This is a genomic window from Rathayibacter sp. AY1C2, assembly GCF_002931195.1.
GTDB lineage: Bacteria > Actinomycetota > Actinomycetes > Actinomycetales > Microbacteriaceae > Rathayibacter.
In genome coordinates, this window is record NZ_PSWG01000005.1 from 147,998 (window position 1) to 165,691 (window position 17,694).

Genomic DNA, 17,694 nt, shown 5'->3' on the forward strand with positions numbered 1-17,694 from the left:
CCCGCGAAGCGGACCCAGCCTAGAGCCTCACGCCCGGGAGCCGGCCGAGCGCCCGACCAGGCCGGCCCGCGCGAGCACGAGGTAGAGCTCGCAGCCCAGGCAGAGGCCGAACACGGCGTTGAGGAAGGCGGCGAGGAAGGCGACGGCCGCGGCGACCGGAACCGATCCCGGGACGCCGGCGACGTGCAGGAGGACGCCGGCGCCGGTCACCACCAGGCCGATCAGCTGGGCGAAGCGCGGCGGGCGGGCGTCCTCCCACTCGCGCGGCGGTGCCAGGTGCGGCCGGACCACCCGGCGGAACAGCACCGCCCAGGGGCCGGAGCCGACGCCGCGCGCGGCCGACCAGGCGAAGAGGGCGGCGAGCGCGAGCAGCAGGAGGAAGCCGGGCTGGGAGAGCCGGCCGTCGAGGTCGGCCCGGGCCGCGGCCGCGAGCCCGAGGCCCACGGCCGTGAGGAGGAGTGCGGCGGTGACTCCGGCGGCGACCCTCGGGCCGCGGGGATCGACGGTGCCGGACGGGGGAGTGGCGCCGGTGGTGGAGGGGGAGCGGGTGCTCATCATGTCTCCTGGAGTCGGTCGAGCTCGATGGTCAGGGCGGCCCGGGTCGGAGCGCCGCCGACGCGGCTGCGCGGCACTCCGTCTCGATCGAGCAGGAGGAGCGTGGGCGTCTGCCGGACGCGGAAGCGCGCCGCGAGGTCGGGGCGGTGCGTCAGATCGACGTCGAGGTGCGCCAGCCCGGGCCGCTGCTGGGCGAGCTCCCCGAGCATCCGTCGCACTGCAGGGCACCGCGTGCAGACGTCGGTCGAGAACTGCACGACTGTGGCCCGGGTCCCGAGCACTGCGCCGGGGACGAGCTCGCCGGGGTCGATCGCGGGGTCCTGGCGCGAGGGGGCGCTCGCGACGCGCCCGGAGCGGGCCCGATGGACAGCCCCGAGGACGACGCCCAGCACGACGAGGCCGAGCAGTGCGGCGAGGATCGTCACGGGCTCCATCCGGGAAGCGTAGGTCGGCGCGGGCGCTCCGCGGACGACTGTTTCGGGATGTGACGACGGCCGCGGTCGGAGCGTGGTCTAGGTTCGATCCGTGACCGAACAGAGCAGCCTCAGCGCAGACCCGAGTAGTCCCGTCTTCCGCAGTGATGTCGTCGTCGAGCTGGTCCGCGCGAGCGCCCACGACTCCGACGTGCTGTTCGCGGCCCGCGTCTCGACCCAGGGCGAGAAGACGCTCGCCGAGGCGCTCGACGGCGAGGAGTCCGACGCCGAGTTGCAGCGCAAGCGCGACCGCGGACTGATCAACTACCTGATGCGCGACCGCCACGGCTCGCCGTTCGAGCACAACTCGATGACCTTCTACGTGCAGGCGCCGATCTTCGTCTTCCGCGAGTTCATGCGGCACCGCATCGCCTCCTACAACGAGGAGTCGGGCCGCTACCGCGAGCTCCGCCCGGTCTTCTACGTACCCGGTCCCCGCCGCAACCTCGTGCAGGTCGGCAAGCCCGGCGCCTACTCCTTCGAGCCGGGCACCCCCGAGCAGGCCGAGCTCGTCGCCGAGGAGACGCGCCGCGTCAGCACGCAGGCCTACGAGTCGTACCGGCGGATGCTCGGCGAGGGCGTCGCCCGCGAGGTCGCCCGGATCGTCCTCCCGCTGAACATCTACTCGTCGATGTACGTCACGCTCAACGCCCGCTCGCTGATGAACTTCCTCTCCCTGCGCACCAAGCGCGAGGACTCGACGTTCCCCTCCTTCCCGCAGCGCGAGATCGAGATGGCGGCCGAGCAGATGGAGACGCACTTCCAGGAGCTGATGCCCCTCACGGCCGCCGCCTTCACAGCGAACGGCCGCGTCGCTCCGTAGCCCGCCGCCCGGCGAGGACGAGCGGGCCGTCCCGCCCGATCCGCCTGCTGCCGTCCGCGCGGGCGGCTCCGGGAACCTCCTCCCGGCGGCGCGGCGGCGACCCGCTACCCTGGCAGCGTGTCAACTCCGGAGAATCCCTTCGGCCAGGTCCTGGTCGCCCTGGTCACCCCGTTCACCGCCGACGGCGAGGTCGACTGGCCCGGTGTCGAGAAGCACATCGACGACTGCATCGCAGCGGGCGCGGACGGCATCGTGGTCACCGGGACCACGGGCGAGACCAGCACCCTGACCGACCCGGAGAAGATCCGCCTCGTCGAGGTCGGCCGCTCGGTCGCGGGGGGCCGCGCGAAGATCATCACGGGAGGCGGCTCGAACGAGACCGCCCACGCCATGCAGCTCGCCCGTCAGAGCGAGAAGGCCGGCGCCGACGGCAACATGATCGTCACCCCGTACTACAACAAGCCCACGCAGGCGGGCGTGCTCACCCACTTCCGGATGATCGCGGATGCGACGGACCTGCCGGTCATCCTCTACGACATCCCCGGCCGCACCGGCGTGCCGATCCGCTACGAGACGATCCTGCGGGCGGCCAAGCACCCGAACATCCTGGCCGTGAAGGACGCGAAGGGCGATCTCTCCGAGGTCAGCCGCGTGCTCAACCAGACCGACCTGATGTACTTCTGCGGCGACGACGCGAACGTGCTCCCCGAGCTCGCCATCGGCGCCACGGGGCTCATCGGCGTCACCGCGAACATCGCCGCCGCGCCGTACCGCACGATCGTCGACGCGGTGAACGCGGGCGACCTCCACGCGGCCACTCGTGCGCACCAGCAGCTCGAGCCGCTCGTGCGCGCCGTGATGACGCACGTCCCCGGGACCGTCGCCGCGAAGTACATCCTGCACGGCCTCGGCCGCATCTCCTCGCCGCGCGTGCGGCTGCCCCTGGTCGGCCCGGAGGAGTCGGAGGCGGCGCTCATCGAGGACGAGCTCGGCCTGGTCCGCGACATCCCGGGCGTCGACTTCCGCAACTTCCGGCCCGACCGCAACGCCGCGGCCGGCGGCGCCCTCCCGAAGGTCGCCGGCACCACCCGCTGAGCCCGAGCGGCACGTCCCGAGAAAGCACCGCTGGAGAAGGAGGGCGCATGCCCGGTCCCGTGATCATCCCCGCCCCGCTCGCTCCGGGAACGCTCCGGATCATCCCCCTCGGCGGCCTCGGCGAGATCGGCCGCAACATGACCGTCTTCGAGATCGACGGCAGGCTCCTGGTCGTCGACTGCGGCGTGCTCTTCCCGGAGGAGGACCAGCCGGGCGTCGACCTGATCCTCCCGGACTTCACGCCCATCCGGGACCGGCTCGACGACATCGTCGGAGTGGTCCTCACCCACGGCCACGAGGACCACATCGGCGCCGTCCCCTACCTGCTCCGGCTGAAGCGCGACATCCCGCTGATCGGCTCCACCCTCACGCTCGCCCTCGTCGAGGCGAAGCTCAAGGAGCACCGGATCACGCCGTACACGCTCACGGTGAAGGAGGGCGACGTCGAGAACCTCGGGCCCTTCGAGCTCGAGTTCGTCGCCGTGAACCACTCGATCCCGGACGCGCTGGCCGTGTCGATCGTCACCGACGCGGGCTCGGTGCTGCACACCGGCGACTTCAAGATGGACCAGCTGCCGCTCGACGGCCGGATCACCGACCTGCGCGCCTTCGCCCGCCTCGGCGAGGAGGGAGTCGACCTGTTCATGGTCGACTCCACCAACGCCGACGTCCCCGGCTTCACGCCGAGCGAGCGCGACATCGGCCCGGTCATCGAGAGCGTCATGGCCAGGGCGACCCGCCGCGTCATCGTCGCGAGCTTCTCCAGCCACGTGCACCGGGTGCAGCAGGTGCTCGACGCGGCCCACGCCACGGGCCGCCGCGTGGCGCTGCTCGGCCGCTCCATGGTCCGCAACATGCGCATCGCCGCGGATCTCGGCTACCTGCACGTCCCTCCGGGAGTCCTGGTCGACATGAAGAAGTCGGGCGACGTCCCCGAGGACAGGATCGTCTACATGTCCACCGGGTCGCAGGGCGAGCCGATGGCCGTCCTCAGCCGGATGGCCAACCTCGATCACCAGATCGAGCCGGGGGAGGGCGACACGGTGATCCTCGCCTCCAGCCTCATCCCCGGCAACGAGAACGCGGTGTACCGGGTCATCAACGGGCTCACGCGGCTCGGAGCGACCGTCGTGCACAAGGGCAACGCGAAGGTGCACGTGTCCGGGCACGCCGCGGCCGGCGAGCTCCTCTACTGCTACAACATCCTCAAGCCGCTGAACGTGATGCCGGTGCACGGCGAGTACCGGCACCTGGTCGCGAACGCGCAGCTCGCGCGCGAGACCGGGATCGCGGAGGAGAACACGATCATCGCCGAGGACGGCACCGTGATCGACCTGCTCGACGGCAGGGCGACCGTCGTCGGACGGCTCGACCTGGGGTTCGTCTACGTCGACGGATCGTCGGTGGGCGAGATCACCGACGCCGACCTCAAGGACCGGCGGATCCTCGGCGAGGAGGGCTTCATCTCGATCATCGTGGTGGTCGAGGCGGGCACGGGGCGGATCGTCGTCGGCCCCGAGATCCACGCGAAGGGCTTCGCGGAGGACGACAGCGTCTTCGACGAGGTCAAGCCGCGGATCGCGGCCGCGCTCGAGGAGGCGGTGCGGAACGGGGCGAGCGATCAGCACGCGCTCTCGCAGGCCGTCCGTCGAGTCGTCGGCCGCTGGGTCAACACCTCCTACCGCCGCCGGCCCATGATCGTGCCGCTCGTCATCGAGGCCTGAGCCTCCCGGCCGGCGGCGGATCGGCGCCTGCCGTCGCGGCGCGGGTCACCGGCCCTGACGGGGGCGGCAGGTACGGTGGCCTCATGGCGACCAGTACCAAGACGACCTCGCGCGGGCGCGGCAGCGCGACTCCGCGCTCCGGCGCGCCGCGATCCGGCCGGGGCTCGGGCAAGGCGGCCGCCGAGACGAAGACGGTGGCCTTCGAGTCCGCCCCGCGCACCAACCCCGCCGTGCGGCTCTGGATGGCGCTGGCCCACCTCGCGGGCGGCGCAGCGCGCGCCCTCGGTCCCGAGCGGCTGGCGAAGGAGGAGCGCCGCGACGGCGTCCCCTTCCTGCTGCTGCTGCTGGCCGTCGCGGGCGCGGTCGTCGAGTGGTTCCTCGCGACCGACCCGGTCGCCCTGGTGCTCGACGCGTGGAGCTTCGGCGGCTTCTTCGGCCGGGTCGCCTACGTGCTGCCGGTCGTCCTTCTCCTCTTCTCCCTCTGGCTCTTCCGGCACCCCCGGTCCGTCGACGACAACGGGCGGATGGGCGTGGGCGTCATCACGCTGCTCGTCGCCTCCGCCGGCATCTGCCACGCGCACCTCGGCCTGCCGCAGCCCGGCCAGGGAATCGAGACCATGGCGGCAGCGGGAGGCGTCCTCGGCTGGCTGGTGGGCGCCCCGCTCGTGGCGATCGCCACCGTCCCCGGCGCGACCGTGCTGCTGTCGCTCGTGATCCTGCTGTCGCTGTTCATCATCACCAAGACCCCGCCGAACCGCATCGGCGCGCGCTCGCGGGAGCTCTACGGCTACCTCTTCGGCGCCCCCGTGCTCGACGACGAGGAGCGCGCCCGCCTCAAGGCCGAGCGGGCCGCCGCCAAGGCCGCGGCGAAGGCGGAGGCCGAGCAGGAGGAGGACGCGCAGCAGGACGGCGGAGAGCTGCCCTGGTGGCGGCGCACCGAGTCCGGGCGCGAGGACGAGCCGACCGTGCAGACCGAGCTCCCGATCGACTCCTTCACCGAGGTGCTCGAGGGCACCGCTCCCGCCCGCGGCCGCGCGAAGGGCTTCGACACCGCGCTCGAGGAGCGCGACGACGAGGCCCACCCGCCGACCCGCTCCTACGCCACCGAGGTGCTGGCCGAGGCCGAGACCGCCGAGGCCGCGCTCGCCCGCTTCGAGCAGACGGGCGCTCCCCGCGGCGCGACCGGTGTGGTCGACGACGACGCGACCGAGGTCATCCGGCTCGACCGCCTCGATGTGGCGCCCGCCGTCCCGATCCCGCCCGTCATCGAGACCGGCCCGATCGCGCCCCTCGCCGAGGAGGATCCGACCGCCGGCTTCGACTCCTCGTTCGAGGACGACGCGCCGTACCGCCTCCCCTCGGCGGCCGCCCTCTCGACGGGCACGCCCTCCAAGGCGCGCTCGGCGGCCAACGACGAGATGGTCCGCGCCATCACCGAGGTGCTGCAGCAGTTCAACGTGGATGCGACGGTCACCGGCTTCTCCCGCGGCCCGACCGTCACCCGCTACGAGATCGAGCTCGGCCCCGGCGTCAAGGTCGAGCGCGTCACCGCGCTCAGCAAGAACCTCTCCTACGCCGTCGCCAGCAACGAGGTCCGGATCCTCTCCCCGATCCCGGGCAAGAGCGCGATCGGCGTCGAGATCCCCAACACGGACCGCGAGATCGTCTCGCTGGGCGACGTCCTCCGCTCGCCGGCCTCGACGACGTCCACGCACCCGATGACCATCGGCGTCGGCAAGGACGTCGAGGGCGGCTACGTCGTGGCGAACCTCGCCAAGATGCCGCACCTCCTGGTCGCCGGCTCCACCGGCTCCGGCAAGTCCAGCTTCGTCAACTCGATGATCACGAGCCTGCTGATGCGCGCGCGCCCGCAGGACGTGCGGATGGTCCTGATCGACCCCAAGCGCGTGGAGCTCACCATCTACGGCGGAGTGCCGCACCTGATCACTCCGATCATCACGAACCCCAAGAAGGCCGCCGAGGCGCTGCAGTGGGTCGTGAAGGAGATGGACATGCGCTACGACGACCTGGCTTCGTTCGGGTTCCGTCACATCGACGACTTCAACGCGGCCGTCCGCGCGGACGAGATCAAGCTCCCGGCGGGCAGCAGCCGCGTCCTCAAGCCGTACCCGTACCTCCTCGTGGTGGTCGACGAGCTCGCCGACCTGATGATGGTCGCCCCGCGCGACGTCGAGGACTCGATCGTGCGGATCACCCAGCTCGCGCGCGCCTCGGGCATCCACCTCGTGCTTGCCACGCAGCGGCCGAGCGTCGACGTGGTGACCGGCCTCATCAAGGCGAACGTGCCCAGCCGCCTCGCCTTCGCGGTGACCAGCGTGACCGACTCGCGGGTCATCCTCGACCAGCCGGGAGCCGACAAGCTCATCGGGCAGGGCGACGGCCTCTTCCTCCCCATGGGCACCAACAAGCCGATGCGCGTGCAGGGCGCCTGGGTCCGCGAGGACGAGATCGCGAAGGTCGTCGAGCACGTCACCCGTCAGGCGCAGCCCGAGTACCGCCAGGACATCACCGTGCAGGCGCAGCGCAAGGAGATCGACTCCGACATCGGGGACGACCTCGAGCTGCTGGTCGCGGCGGCCGAGCTCGTCGTCAGCACGCAGTTCGGCTCGACCTCGATGCTGCAGCGCAAGCTCCGCGTCGGCTTCGCCAAGGCCGGCCGACTGATGGACCTGCTCGAGTCGCGCGAGGTCGTCGGCCCCTCCGAGGGGTCGAAGGCCCGCGACGTGCTGGTCACCGCCGAGCAGCTGCCGGGCGTCCTCGCGCGGATGCGCGGCGAGGACCCGGGCGAGGGGCCGGCCGCGCCGTCCTCGGTCGCCCCGGATCCGTATGCGGATCCGCTGGCCGAGCCGACGGGGCCCGCCGCCACCGACTACCACGACGACGACGAGGGGTCCGGCGAGGACGCCTGGACGCTGACGGGACGCGAGTGACCGTCCCGGTCGCCCGCACTGCGAGGAACGGCGGAGCACGATGACCCACCCCACCGCACCGGCTCCGGCCGCGTCGGGCAACTGGAACCTGCCGAACGCGATCACGGTCCTCCGGATCCTGCTGGCGCCCGTCTTCTTCTGGCTCCTGCTGGCCGACGGGGGGCAGGACGGCGGGATCCGGATCGCCGCGGCGCTCCTCTTCATCGTCGCGATCGCCACGGACGGCATCGACGGGCACATCGCCCGGAGCCGGGGCCTCGTGACCGATCTCGGCAAGCTCCTGGATCCGATCGCCGACAAGGTGCTGACCGGTGCGGCGCTCGTCGGGCTCTCGATCCTCGCGGAGCTGCCGTGGTGGGTGACGATCGTCATCCTGGTGCGCGAGATCGGCATCACCGTCTTCCGGATGGCCGTGCTCTCGGACCGGGTGATCCCGGCGTCACGGGGCGGCAAGCTCAAGACGATCGTGCAGTCGATCGCGATCTCCCTCGCTCTGCTGCCGCTCTGGGCCGTCCTCGGCGAGTGGGTCCACTGGCTGAACGGGATCACGATGACGGCCGCGGTGGTGCTCACGGTCGCCACCGGGATCGACTACCTCGCCGACGCCGCCCGCCAGAGCCGGGCCGCCCGGTCGACGCGGTGACGGCCGCGCAGCTGATCGCCGAGCTCCGGCGGCGGGGTGTCGACCTCGCCGTCGCGGAGTCGCTCACCGGCGGCGCGCTCAGCTCCGCCCTCGTGGAGGTGCCCGGCGCCTCCGCCGTGTACCGCGGGGGAGTGGTGAGCTATGCCACCGACCTCAAGGACCGGCTCCTCGGGGTCGACGCGCGCGTCCTCGGCGAGCGGGGGGCCGTCGATCCCGGAGTCGCCGTGCAGATGGCGCGCGGAGCGTCCTCGCGGCTCGCAGCCGACGGGCGTCCGACGCTCGGCCTGGCGACGACGGGGGTCGCCGGTCCGGATCCGCAGGGGGATGCAGCCGTCGGCACCGTCTTCGTGGCGGCCGTGCTCGGCGAGGACGAGCTCGTCCGTGAGCACCGGTTCGACGGCGACCGCGCCGCGATCCGCGCCGCCTCGGTCGACGCTGCTCTCGCCCTCGGCGCGGAGCTGATCTCCCGCGGCCCATGAGGCGGATACCCAGCCGGGGCCCTTCGGGAATCGGAATGCGCCGCATTGCGGCCCGGTTACAACTGGTGTCGCTCACACGCAAAGTCCAGTCATCCGGTATTAGAGTCGACACCATACGAACCGGGTAGTGAACAGCTATCCGGTTCTCTCGTCCCAGCCCCCCGATCACCCGCTCCGGAATCTCCGGCGCTCGTGCTCGCGGTGCAGGTGCACGACATGCGGTTGACGTGGAGAAGGAGGGTCCAGTGGTTCTAGTTCGTCAGGAGATCGGCGATGTCCTCAGGGACTTTCGCCTGCAGAAAGGTCGTACGCTCCGTCAGGTGGCGAGCAAGGCGAGCGTTGCGCTCGGCTACCTGAGCGAGGTCGAACGCGGTCAGAAGGAGGCCTCCTCGGAGATCCTCGCCTCTGTCGCCGACGCCCTCGACACCCCCATCTCGGTGATCATGCGCGAGGTCGGCGATCGTCTCGCCGTCATCGAGGGCATCGACACCATCCCCGACACCATCCCGGCCGACATGGTCGCAGGCTTCGACGCGGACCTCGTCACGCAGTAGTCGGCCCCCGTCCCCTCCACTCACCGCACCCGTTCCACCCGAAGGGCGCCCAGGCTCCGGCCGGGCGCCCTTCGGCGTTCCCGGGGGAGTGCGGCCTCCGGGCAGCGGCTACCGTGGACGCATGCGCTTGAGCGAGTTCCGGCAGCTGGTGGACGACGAGTTCGGCGGCGCCTATGCCCGTGTCCTGGTCTCGGACCTCGTGCTGACCGAGCTCGGGGGCCGCACCGCCGAGCGCGCCCTCGCGGACGGAGCGGAGCCGCGCGAGGTCTGGCTCGCCCTCTGCCGCGCCAACGACGTCCCGGAGGCCCGGTGGCACGGCGTGGATCCGCGGAAGCGCCACCGCTGACGCTCCCGTCGCCGAAGCCGTGTTCGACACGCCGACGGCTCGTGCTCGAATCCGTGTTCGAACGGGTCTAGGCTCCTCCACAGAAGCAGGAACGGCCCCGTCTCCACGGAGTCGCTCTCGCTCGGCCTCGATGTCGGTGGTCGGGCGTACCGTCGGAGGCACCTGAACGGACCTGCTTCACCGCCTTGTCGCAGCCGGCCGGCACTGTCACTCCGACAGCCACCGGCATGTCGCGACAGCCTGTAGGCGACACCAACACGAACACGAGAGCGAGACGGCCATGCCCAGTTCCTCCGACCGCGAGAAGTCCCTCGAGACCGCACTCGCCCAGATCGACCGCCAGTTCGGCAAGGGCGCCGTCATGCGCCTCGGAAGCGACGACCGCGCTCCCGTCGAGGTGATCCAGACCGGTTCGATCGCGCTCGACGTCGCGCTCGGGATCGGCGGGCTCCCCCGCGGCCGCATCGTCGAGATCTACGGCCCAGAGTCCTCCGGAAAGACCACCCTCACGCTGCACGCGATCGCGAACGCGCAGCGCAACGGCGGCATCGCCGCCTTCATCGACGCGGAGCACGCGCTCGACCCCGAGTACGCCAAGAAGCTCGGCGTCGACATCGACTCCCTCCTCGTGTCGCAGCCCGACACCGGAGAGCAGGCGCTCGAGATCGCCGACATGCTCGTGCGCTCGGGCTCGATCGACCTCATCGTGATCGACTCCGTCGCGGCCCTCGTGCCGCGTGCCGAGATCGAGGGCGAGATGGGCGACTCCCACGTCGGCCTGCAGGCCCGCCTCATGTCCCAGGCGCTGCGCAAGCTGACCGGCGGACTGAACACCACGAACACCACGATGATCTTCATCAACCAGCTGCGCGAGAAGATCGGCGTCTTTTTCGGAAGCCCCGAGACCACGGCGGGCGGCAAGGCGCTCAAGTTCTACGCGTCGGTCCGCCTCGACATCCGCCGCATCGAGACGCTGAAGGACGGCACCGACGCGGTCGGCAACCGCACCCGCGTCAAGGTCGTGAAGAACAAGATGGCCCCGCCCTTCAAGCAGGCCGAGTTCGACATCCTCTACGGCGTCGGCATCTCCCGCGAGGGCAGCCTGATCGACTTCGGTGTCGAGCACGAGATCGTCCGCAAGTCGGGCGCCTGGTACACCTACGACGGCGACCAGCTCGGCCAGGGCAAGGAGAAGGCGCGCCAGTTCCTCATCGACAACCCCGATGTGGCCGCCGAGATCGAGAAGCGCATCCTGGTCAAGCTCGGCGTGATCGTCGACCCGAACGCGGCCGTCGAGGCCGCGCCGGTCGCGATCGAGACCAAGCAGCCCGTGCGCAAGGGCGCCTAGCCCGTGGCGGAGAAGGCCGCGGAGGGGGCGAAGGGCCGCCCCGTGGCCTTCCTGCCCTGGGTCGACCGGGGTGCGGCGGGCGACGAGGGCTGGGCTCCGGCGGCGCCGGACGCCGACGGGGCCGGGTCGCTTCCGGAGCCGTCCGGAGCCGGGACGCCGAGTACCAGTGCTCCCCGGACGGTCGCAGGAGAGTCGGGAGGCTCCGCCCTCGGGGGCGCCGCGTCTCCGGCCTCCGAGCGGATCGCCGAGCTCTCGGCTCATGTCGCCCGGCGCGTGCCGGCGTTCGTCGAGAACGCGGACGACGAGGACGACGACGACGCGATCGAGATCCCGGAGGAGATCGATCCGGAGCAGGTCGCGGATCGGATCGTACGGGGGCTCTCCCGCAAGAGCCTCTCGGTCGCCGAGGTCGAGGCGCGCCTCTACACGGAGGGCGTCGCCGAGAAGGACGCCCTCGAGATCCTCGAGCGCTTCACGCGCTTCGGCTACCTCGACGACCTCCGCATGGCGGAGCAGCTGGTCGTCTCGCTCCGTGACCGCAAGAAGCTCGGCCGCTCCTCCATCCAGCAGGAGCTGCGCGCGCGGAAGATCGACCCCGAGGCGATCGCGTCAGCGCTCGACGAGCTGGACGGCGACGACGAGTACCGCACGGCGCTCGAGCTCGCGCGCAAGCGCCTGCCGAGCCTGCGCTCGCTCTCCGACGAGGTCGCCGAGCGCCGGCTCACGGGATTCCTCGCGCGCCGCGGCTACGCCGGCGGACTCGTGCAGCGCGTCGTCCGCGAGACGATCCGCAAGCCGGGGTCGAGCGTCCGCTTCCGCTGACACGGCGAGCCGGGAGCGGTCCGACCGGAGCGTAGAATCCCACACCATGAGCACGCTCGGTACCGCCCCGTCGCCCGTCGCCGAGACCCGGCCGAGGACCTACGAGGTCCGTACGTTCGGGTGCCAGATGAACGTGCACGACTCCGAGCGGCTGAGCGGTTCGCTCGAGGCGGCGGGCTACGTGTCCGCCGATGGAGCCGAGGCCGACGTCGTCGTGATCAACACCTGCGCGGTGCGCGAGAACGCCGACAACAAGCTCTACGGCAACCTCGGCCACCTCGCGTCGGTGAAGCGCCGACACGAGGGGATGCAGATCGCGGTCGGCGGCTGTCTCGCGCAGAAGGACAAGAACGTCATCCTCGACCGTGCCCCGTGGGTCGACGTGGTCTTCGGCACGCACAACATGGGCGCCCTCCCTAGCCTGCTCGAGCGCGCCCGCCACAACGACGAGGCACAGCTCGAGATCCTCGAATCGCTCGATGTCTTCCCCTCCACGCTCCCCACGAAGCGCGACTCGACCTACAGCGGCTGGGTCTCGATCTCGGTCGGCTGCAACAACACCTGCACCTTCTGCATCGTCCCCTCGCTCCGCGGCAAGGAGAAGGACCGGCGTCCCGGCGACGTGCTCGCCGAGATCCAGGCGCTCGTGGACGACGGCGCGATCGAGGTCACCCTTCTCGGCCAGAACGTGAACTCCTACGGCGTCGAGTTCGGCGATCGCCAGGCGTTCTCGAAGCTGCTCCGCGCGGCGGGCACCATCGACGCGCTCGAGCGGATCCGCTTCACGAGCCCCCATCCCGCGGCCTTCACCGACGACGTGATCGACGCCATGGCCGAGACGCCGGCGGTGATGCCGCAGCTGCACATGCCGCTCCAGTCCGGCTCCGACCGCGTCCTCAAGGCGATGCGCCGCTCCTACCGCTCCGAGAAGTTCCTCGGGATCCTCGACCGGGTGCGCGATCGCATCCCGCACGCGGCGATCAGCACCGACATCATCGTTGGCTTCCCCGGCGAGACGGAGGCCGACTTCCAGGAGACCCTGCGGGTGGTCGAGGCGGCCCGCTTCGCCTCCGCCTTCACCTTCCAGTACTCCATCCGGCCCGGCACCCCGGCCGCGACGCTGCCCGACCAGATCCCCAAGGCGGTCGTCCAGGAGCGCTACGAGCGGCTCGTCGCCCTGCAGGACGCGATCAGCGAGCAGGAGAATCGCACGGTCGTCGGCCGAGAGGTCGAGGTCCTCGTCGCGACCGGCGAGGGCCGCCGCGACACGGAGACGCACCGGCTGAGCGGACGCGCCGAGGACAGCCGTCTGGTGCACTTCGACGTGCCCGAGGGCTCCGAGCAGCCGCGTCCCGGAGACGTGGTCTCCGTCCGGGTCACCCGTGCCGCCCCCTTCTACCTCCTGGCGGATTCGCCCGACGGCGCGCCGCTCCGCATCCGCCGCACCCGCGCGGGCGACGCCTGGGACCGGGCGCAGACCGAGTCCTGCGGAGTTCCGGCCGCCCCGGGCGCGAGCGGGGCGCCCCGGGTCTCGCTGGGCCTGCCGTCGCTGCGCGTGCGCGACGCCGGCACGCTGACGACGCCGATCTACGACGCCCTCGATGGCGAGCGCTGAGACCGGAGCCCCCGATACCGCGCCGGAGCTCATCGCGGTCGTCGGCGCGACCGGCACGGGCAAGTCCGACCTCTCGCTCGAGCTCGCCGAGGCGATCCGGCAGGACGGCGGCGCCGCTGAGATCGTGAACGCCGACGCGATGCAGCTCTACCGCGGGATGGACATCGGCACCGCGAAGCTGCCCGCCGACGAGCGTCGGGGCGTCCCGCACCACCTGCTCGACGTCCTCGACGTGACGGAGGAGGCGTCGGTCGCCCGCTACCAGAGCGAGGCGCGGCGCGTGATCGAGAGCGTGCTGGCGCGCGGGGCGACGCCGATCCTCGTCGGGGGCTCCGGTCTGTACGTCTCCAGCGTCGTCTTCGAGTTCTCGTTCGCGGGCACCGACCCGGCCGTCCGGCGCCGGCTCGAGGAGACCGCCGAGCGGGAGGGCCTGGGCGCCCTCGTCGAGCGGTTGCGCCGGATCGACGCCGGAGTGGCCGAGCGGATCGGTCCGCACAACGCCCGGCGCATCGTCCGCGCGCTCGAGATCGCGGAGCTCACCGGCGGGAGCACGCACAGCGCGCTGATGTCCGACGAGCCGGTTCGGTGGCGCCCCGCCTCGATCCTGTTCCTCGAGGCTCCGCGGGAGGAGCTGGTGCAGCGCCTCGACCGGCGGGTGGAGCGGATGTGGGCGGCCGGGATGCTCGACGAGGTCGAGCGGCTCGTCCCCCTCGGCCTGGAGCGCGGCGTCACAGCCGGGCGGGCCATCGGGTACGCCCAGGCGCTCGCCCAGCGTGCCGGCGTCCTCCGCGAGGAGGAGGCGATCGCGGCGACGCAGGCGCTCACGCGCCGCTACGCACGTCGGCAGAACAGCTGGTTCCGGCGCTACGCCGGCGCCCACCGGCTCCCGTACGACGCGCCGGACCTGGTGTCGCGGGCGCACGCCGCCGCCCAGGCCGCCGCTCCCGCTCCTCGCTAGGCTGTGCGCCATGACGATCGAGCTGCACTTCACCAAGGGCCAGGGCACCGGCAACGACTTCGTGCTCTTCAGCGACCCGGACGGTGAGGTCGACCTCTCGCCCGCGCAGATCGCGATGATCTGCGACCGCCACTTCGGCGTCGGCGCCGACGGCGTCATCCGTGCCGTCCGCTCCCGCGCGATCCCGGAGGGCGCCGCGGCTCTGGCCGAGGAGAGCGAGGCGGAGTGGTTCATGGACTACCGCAACGCCGACGGCTCGATCGCCGAGATGTGCGGCAACGGCATCCGCGTCTACGCCGCGTTCCTGCTCGCGGGCGGCCTCGCGGCGCTCGAGCCCGGCGACACCCTGCCGATCGGCACCCGCGCCGGCGTCCGCGACGTCACCCGCAGCGGTGCCGGGTTCCAGGTCGACCTCGGCCGCTGGGAGCTGGCGGGCGGCGAGCCCCTGGTGCGGGCGAAGGAGCTCAAGGTCGCGCGCCCCGGTCTCGGGATCGACCTCGGCAATCCGCACGTGGTCGTCGCCCTCAGCAACGACGAGGAGCTCGACTCCGCCGACCTCTCCTACATCCCGCAGCTCGACCCGGAGCCCGAGGACGGCGCGAACGTCGAGTTCGTGGTTCCCGGCGAGCCCCTGGTCCACGACGGGATCGGGCGGATCCGGATGCGCGTGCACGAGCGCGGCAGCGGCGAGACCCTGAGCTGCGGCACGGGTGCCGCGGCGGCGGCACTGGCGGTGCGCTACTGGGCGGGAGCGCGCGCTCCGCAGGCCTGGCGCGTGGAGGTCCCGGGCGGCACGCTCGGCGTGACGATGTTCGCGGCGGAGGAGAGCGAGCACGTCGGGCTCTCCGGCCCGGCCGACCTCGTCTTCACCGGGACGATCCGGATCGACTGAGGACCCGGTCAGGCCCGGCGGGTCGTCCGGAGCACGCGGAAGCCCTTCGCCGAGGAGACGCGCTCCACGTCGAGCCACCCGGCGAACGCGGCGCCGAGCCAGGTCTGGAGCGAGTCGGAGCCGAGGTTGCGCTGCACGACGAGCCAGGCGTCCGCGCCCTCCTCGAGCCGCGGCAGCCAGCGTTCGAGCAGGAGGTGCAGCTCCTCCTTGCCGATGCGGATCGGCGGGTTCGACCACACGGTGCGGAAGCGGACGTCGTCGGGAACATCCTCGGGCAGCACGGCGTTGACATTGAGGACGCCGAGTTCCTCGCAGTTGCGACGGACCAGCTCGAGCGCCCGCTGGTTGACGTCGACCGCCCACACCCGGGCGTCGGGGGAGGCGAGGGCGAGCGCGAGGGCGACCGGGCCCCAGCCGCAGCCGAGGTCCAGCAGGTCCCCGTCAGCGGGGGCGTCGGGCACCGCGTCCAGCAGGACGCGCGTGCCGAGATCGACGTGACCGGGGCTGAACACCCCTCCTGCCGTCGTGACCTCGAGGTCGCGGCCGGCCAGGCGGGCCTGGATCCTGCGGGGCCGGAGGTCGCCGTCGGGAGTACTCGAGAAGTAGTGCTCGGCGGCCATGAGAAGTGAACCTATCAAGACCTGAGGAGTTAGTGTTATCCGGATGACGGAAGACCTGAACGAGACCGACACGACCGAGGCCGTGGACGTCGTCTCGAGGGTCCTGGCGAACGCGCAGTCGCGTTCGGCAGGGTACTCGCGCTTCGTCGCGGGTGGAGCCCAGGCGCTGCAGAGCGCCGGCCACGAGGGCGAGAACAGCGACGGCGAGCAGTTCGACCGCGACGACCGGCAGGCGCTGCGACGCGTCGCCGGCCTCTCGACCGAGCTCGAGGACGTCACGGAGGTCGAGTACCGCCAGCTGCGCCTGGAGAACGTCGTGCTCATCGGCGTGTACTCGCAGAATTCGCTGGAGGACGCGGAGAACTCGCTGCACGAGCTCGCCGCGCTCGCGGAGACGGCGGGAGCGACGGTCCTCGACGGCCTGCTCCAGCGCCGCCCGCACCCCGATCCGAGCACCTACCTCGGCAAGGGCAAGGCCCAGGAGCTCGCGGGGCTCGTCGCGGCCCTCGGCGCGGACACGGTCGTCGCCGACACCGAGCTCGCACCGAGCCAGCGGCGTGCGCTGGAGGACGTGGTGAAGGTCAAGGTGATCGACCGCACCGCGGTGATCCTCGACATCTTCAGCCAGCACGCGAAGAGCCGCGAGGGCAAGGCGCAGGTCGAGCTCGCGCAGCTCGAGTACCTGCTCCCGCGACTGCGCGGCTGGGGCGAGTCCATGTCCCGCCAGGCCGGCGGACAGGTGGGCGCGGGAGCCGGAATGGGCTCGCGCGGTCCGGGTGAGACGAAGATCGAGCTCGATCGTCGCCGCATCCACACCCGCATGGCGCGCCTGCGCAAGCAGATCACGGCGATGAAGCCCGCCCGCGAGGCCAAGCGCGCGAACCGCAAGCGCAACGCCGTCCCCTCGGTGGCGATCGCGGGGTACACGAACGCCGGCAAGTCGAGCCTGCTGAACCGGATGACGCACGCGGGCGTCCTCGTCGAGAACTCGCTCTTCGCGACCCTCGACGCCACCGTCCGCAAGGCCCAGACGAAGGACGGGCGCCTCTACACGCTCGCCGACACGGTCGGCTTCGTCCGAGCGCTTCCGCACCAGCTCGTCGAGGCCTTCCGGTCGACGCTCGAGGAGGTCGCGGACTCCGATGTGATCGTCCACGTCGTGGACGCCTCCCACCCCGATCCGGCCGGGCAGATCGCCACCGTGCGCGACGTGATCGGCGAGGTGGGCGCCCGCAGCATCCCCGAGATCATCGCCTTCAACAAGGCCGATCTGGTGGACGAGGGCACGCGGCTGGTGCTGCGCGGTCTCGCTCCCGACGCGATCTTCGTGTCGGCGCGCAGCGGCGAGGGCATCGACGAGCTGGAGGCGCGGATCGCCGAGATCCTGCCCGAGCCGGACGTCGAGATCGACCTGCTCGTGCCGTACGACCGGGGCGACGTGATCTCGCATCTGCACCGCAGCGGCCGGATCCTGTCGACGCAGTACGTCGAGGGCGGCACCCACGTGGTCGCCCTCGTGCACGCCGATCTGGCGGGCTCGCTCACCGAGTTCGCGGTTCCGCGCGCGGCCGTCCAGGCCTGATCGCCACCACCCGAGCGCCCGTCTCCCCGTCAGGGAGGCGGGCGCTCGGCGCATCCGGGAGGGGGTGCGGCGACCCGCACCACCGACCGGCGGCGGCCGGAGGGTTCGGCGACGGGGTTTCGGCGGCCCTCCTCCGCCTTCCCGTGACCGCGACGGAGGGGCGCGGGCCCCGATCGCCGGTGCCCGTCGAACGCGGGAGGGGCCCGGCCGGCTG

17 protein-coding genes are annotated in these 17,694 nt (G+C 71.8%); 14 read left to right on the plus strand and 3 right to left on the minus strand.

What is annotated here, in order from left to right; translation table 11 throughout:
- Positions 1-27: 27 nt before the first annotated feature.
- Both C5C55_RS06040 and C5C55_RS06045 read right to left on the minus strand, forming a co-directional pair.
- On the minus strand, positions 28-555 hold the full coding sequence (locus tag C5C55_RS06040; protein WP_104233265.1) for a DUF4395 domain-containing protein: 528 nt from the start codon (positions 553-555) through the stop codon (positions 28-30).
- Positions 555-989 (minus strand): thioredoxin family protein, encoded by a 435-nt coding sequence (locus C5C55_RS06045; RefSeq protein ID WP_104233266.1) that lies wholly within the window; start codon positions 987-989, stop codon positions 555-557. The genes C5C55_RS06040 and C5C55_RS06045 overlap by 1 nt, the downstream gene beginning before the upstream one ends.
- A gap of 91 nt (positions 990-1,080) precedes the next feature.
- On the opposite strand from C5C55_RS06045, the gene thyX reads away from it, so the two are divergent.
- From thyX to dapF, 13 genes are all read left to right on the plus strand, one after another.
- Entirely contained in the window at positions 1,081-1,851 is a 771-nt protein-coding gene (gene thyX, locus C5C55_RS06050; protein ID WP_104224468.1) for an FAD-dependent thymidylate synthase, read from the plus strand.
- Positions 1,852-1,968: 117 nt separating this feature from the next.
- The gene (gene dapA, locus C5C55_RS06055; protein ID WP_104224469.1) at positions 1,969-2,946 is read left to right on the plus strand and encodes a 4-hydroxy-tetrahydrodipicolinate synthase; all 978 of its coding nucleotides are present in this window, start codon (positions 1,969-1,971) and stop codon (positions 2,944-2,946) included.
- Positions 2,947-2,993: 47 nt separating this feature from the next.
- Entirely contained in the window at positions 2,994-4,670 is a 1,677-nt protein-coding gene (locus C5C55_RS06060; RefSeq protein ID WP_104224470.1) for a ribonuclease J, read from the plus strand.
- An 83-nt stretch (positions 4,671-4,753) separates the two neighbouring features.
- Entirely contained in the window at positions 4,754-7,621 is a 2,868-nt protein-coding gene (locus tag C5C55_RS06065) for a DNA translocase FtsK (RefSeq protein ID WP_104233267.1), read from the plus strand.
- 40 nt (positions 7,622-7,661) lie between these two features.
- Entirely contained in the window at positions 7,662-8,264 is a 603-nt protein-coding gene (gene pgsA / locus C5C55_RS06070; RefSeq protein WP_104233268.1) for a CDP-diacylglycerol--glycerol-3-phosphate 3-phosphatidyltransferase, read from the plus strand.
- A complete protein-coding gene (locus C5C55_RS06075) occupies positions 8,261-8,743 on the plus strand; it encodes a CinA family protein (RefSeq protein WP_104233269.1) in 483 nt (160 codons plus the stop codon). Before pgsA ends, C5C55_RS06075 begins: the two co-directional genes overlap by 4 nt.
- A 245-nt stretch (positions 8,744-8,988) precedes the next feature.
- Positions 8,989-9,297 carry a helix-turn-helix domain-containing protein gene (locus tag C5C55_RS06080; RefSeq protein WP_068207524.1) on the plus strand — a complete coding sequence of 103 codons (309 nt, stop codon included), beginning with the start codon at positions 8,989-8,991 and terminating at the stop codon, positions 9,295-9,297.
- A gap of 121 nt (positions 9,298-9,418) precedes the next feature.
- Positions 9,419-9,643 carry a DUF3046 domain-containing protein gene (locus C5C55_RS06085; RefSeq protein ID WP_104224474.1) on the plus strand — a complete coding sequence of 75 codons (225 nt, stop codon included), beginning with the start codon at positions 9,419-9,421 and terminating at the stop codon, positions 9,641-9,643.
- A gap of 280 nt (positions 9,644-9,923) precedes the next feature.
- Complete coding sequence (recA, locus tag C5C55_RS06090; protein WP_104224475.1) at positions 9,924-10,991, plus strand: recombinase RecA; 1,068 nt, start codon at positions 9,924-9,926, stop codon at positions 10,989-10,991.
- A 42-nt stretch (positions 10,992-11,033) separates the two neighbouring features.
- Positions 11,034-11,813 carry a regulatory protein RecX gene (locus tag C5C55_RS06095; RefSeq protein ID WP_181067787.1) on the plus strand — a complete coding sequence of 260 codons (780 nt, stop codon included), beginning with the start codon at positions 11,034-11,036 and terminating at the stop codon, positions 11,811-11,813.
- A gap of 46 nt (positions 11,814-11,859) precedes the next feature.
- On the plus strand, positions 11,860-13,428 hold the full coding sequence (gene miaB / locus C5C55_RS06100; protein ID WP_104233271.1) for a tRNA (N6-isopentenyl adenosine(37)-C2)-methylthiotransferase MiaB: 1,569 nt from the start codon (positions 11,860-11,862) through the stop codon (positions 13,426-13,428).
- On the plus strand, positions 13,415-14,386 hold the full coding sequence (gene miaA, locus C5C55_RS06105) for a tRNA (adenosine(37)-N6)-dimethylallyltransferase MiaA (protein ID WP_104233272.1): 972 nt from the start codon (positions 13,415-13,417) through the stop codon (positions 14,384-14,386). Before miaB ends, miaA begins: the two co-directional genes overlap by 14 nt.
- A 10-nt stretch (positions 14,387-14,396) precedes the next feature.
- On the plus strand, positions 14,397-15,278 hold the full coding sequence (gene dapF, locus C5C55_RS06110) for a diaminopimelate epimerase (protein ID WP_104233273.1): 882 nt from the start codon (positions 14,397-14,399) through the stop codon (positions 15,276-15,278).
- Positions 15,279-15,286: 8 nt separating this feature from the next.
- Here dapF and C5C55_RS06115 read toward each other — a convergent pair whose 3' ends face one another.
- The gene (locus C5C55_RS06115; protein ID WP_104233274.1) at positions 15,287-15,898 is read right to left on the minus strand and encodes a class I SAM-dependent methyltransferase; all 612 of its coding nucleotides are present in this window, start codon (positions 15,896-15,898) and stop codon (positions 15,287-15,289) included.
- A gap of 43 nt (positions 15,899-15,941) precedes the next feature.
- On the opposite strand from C5C55_RS06115, the gene hflX reads away from it, so the two are divergent.
- Complete coding sequence (gene hflX / locus C5C55_RS06120; RefSeq protein WP_104233275.1) at positions 15,942-17,480, plus strand: GTPase HflX; 1,539 nt, start codon at positions 15,942-15,944, stop codon at positions 17,478-17,480.
- Positions 17,481-17,694: the final 214 nt, after the last annotated feature.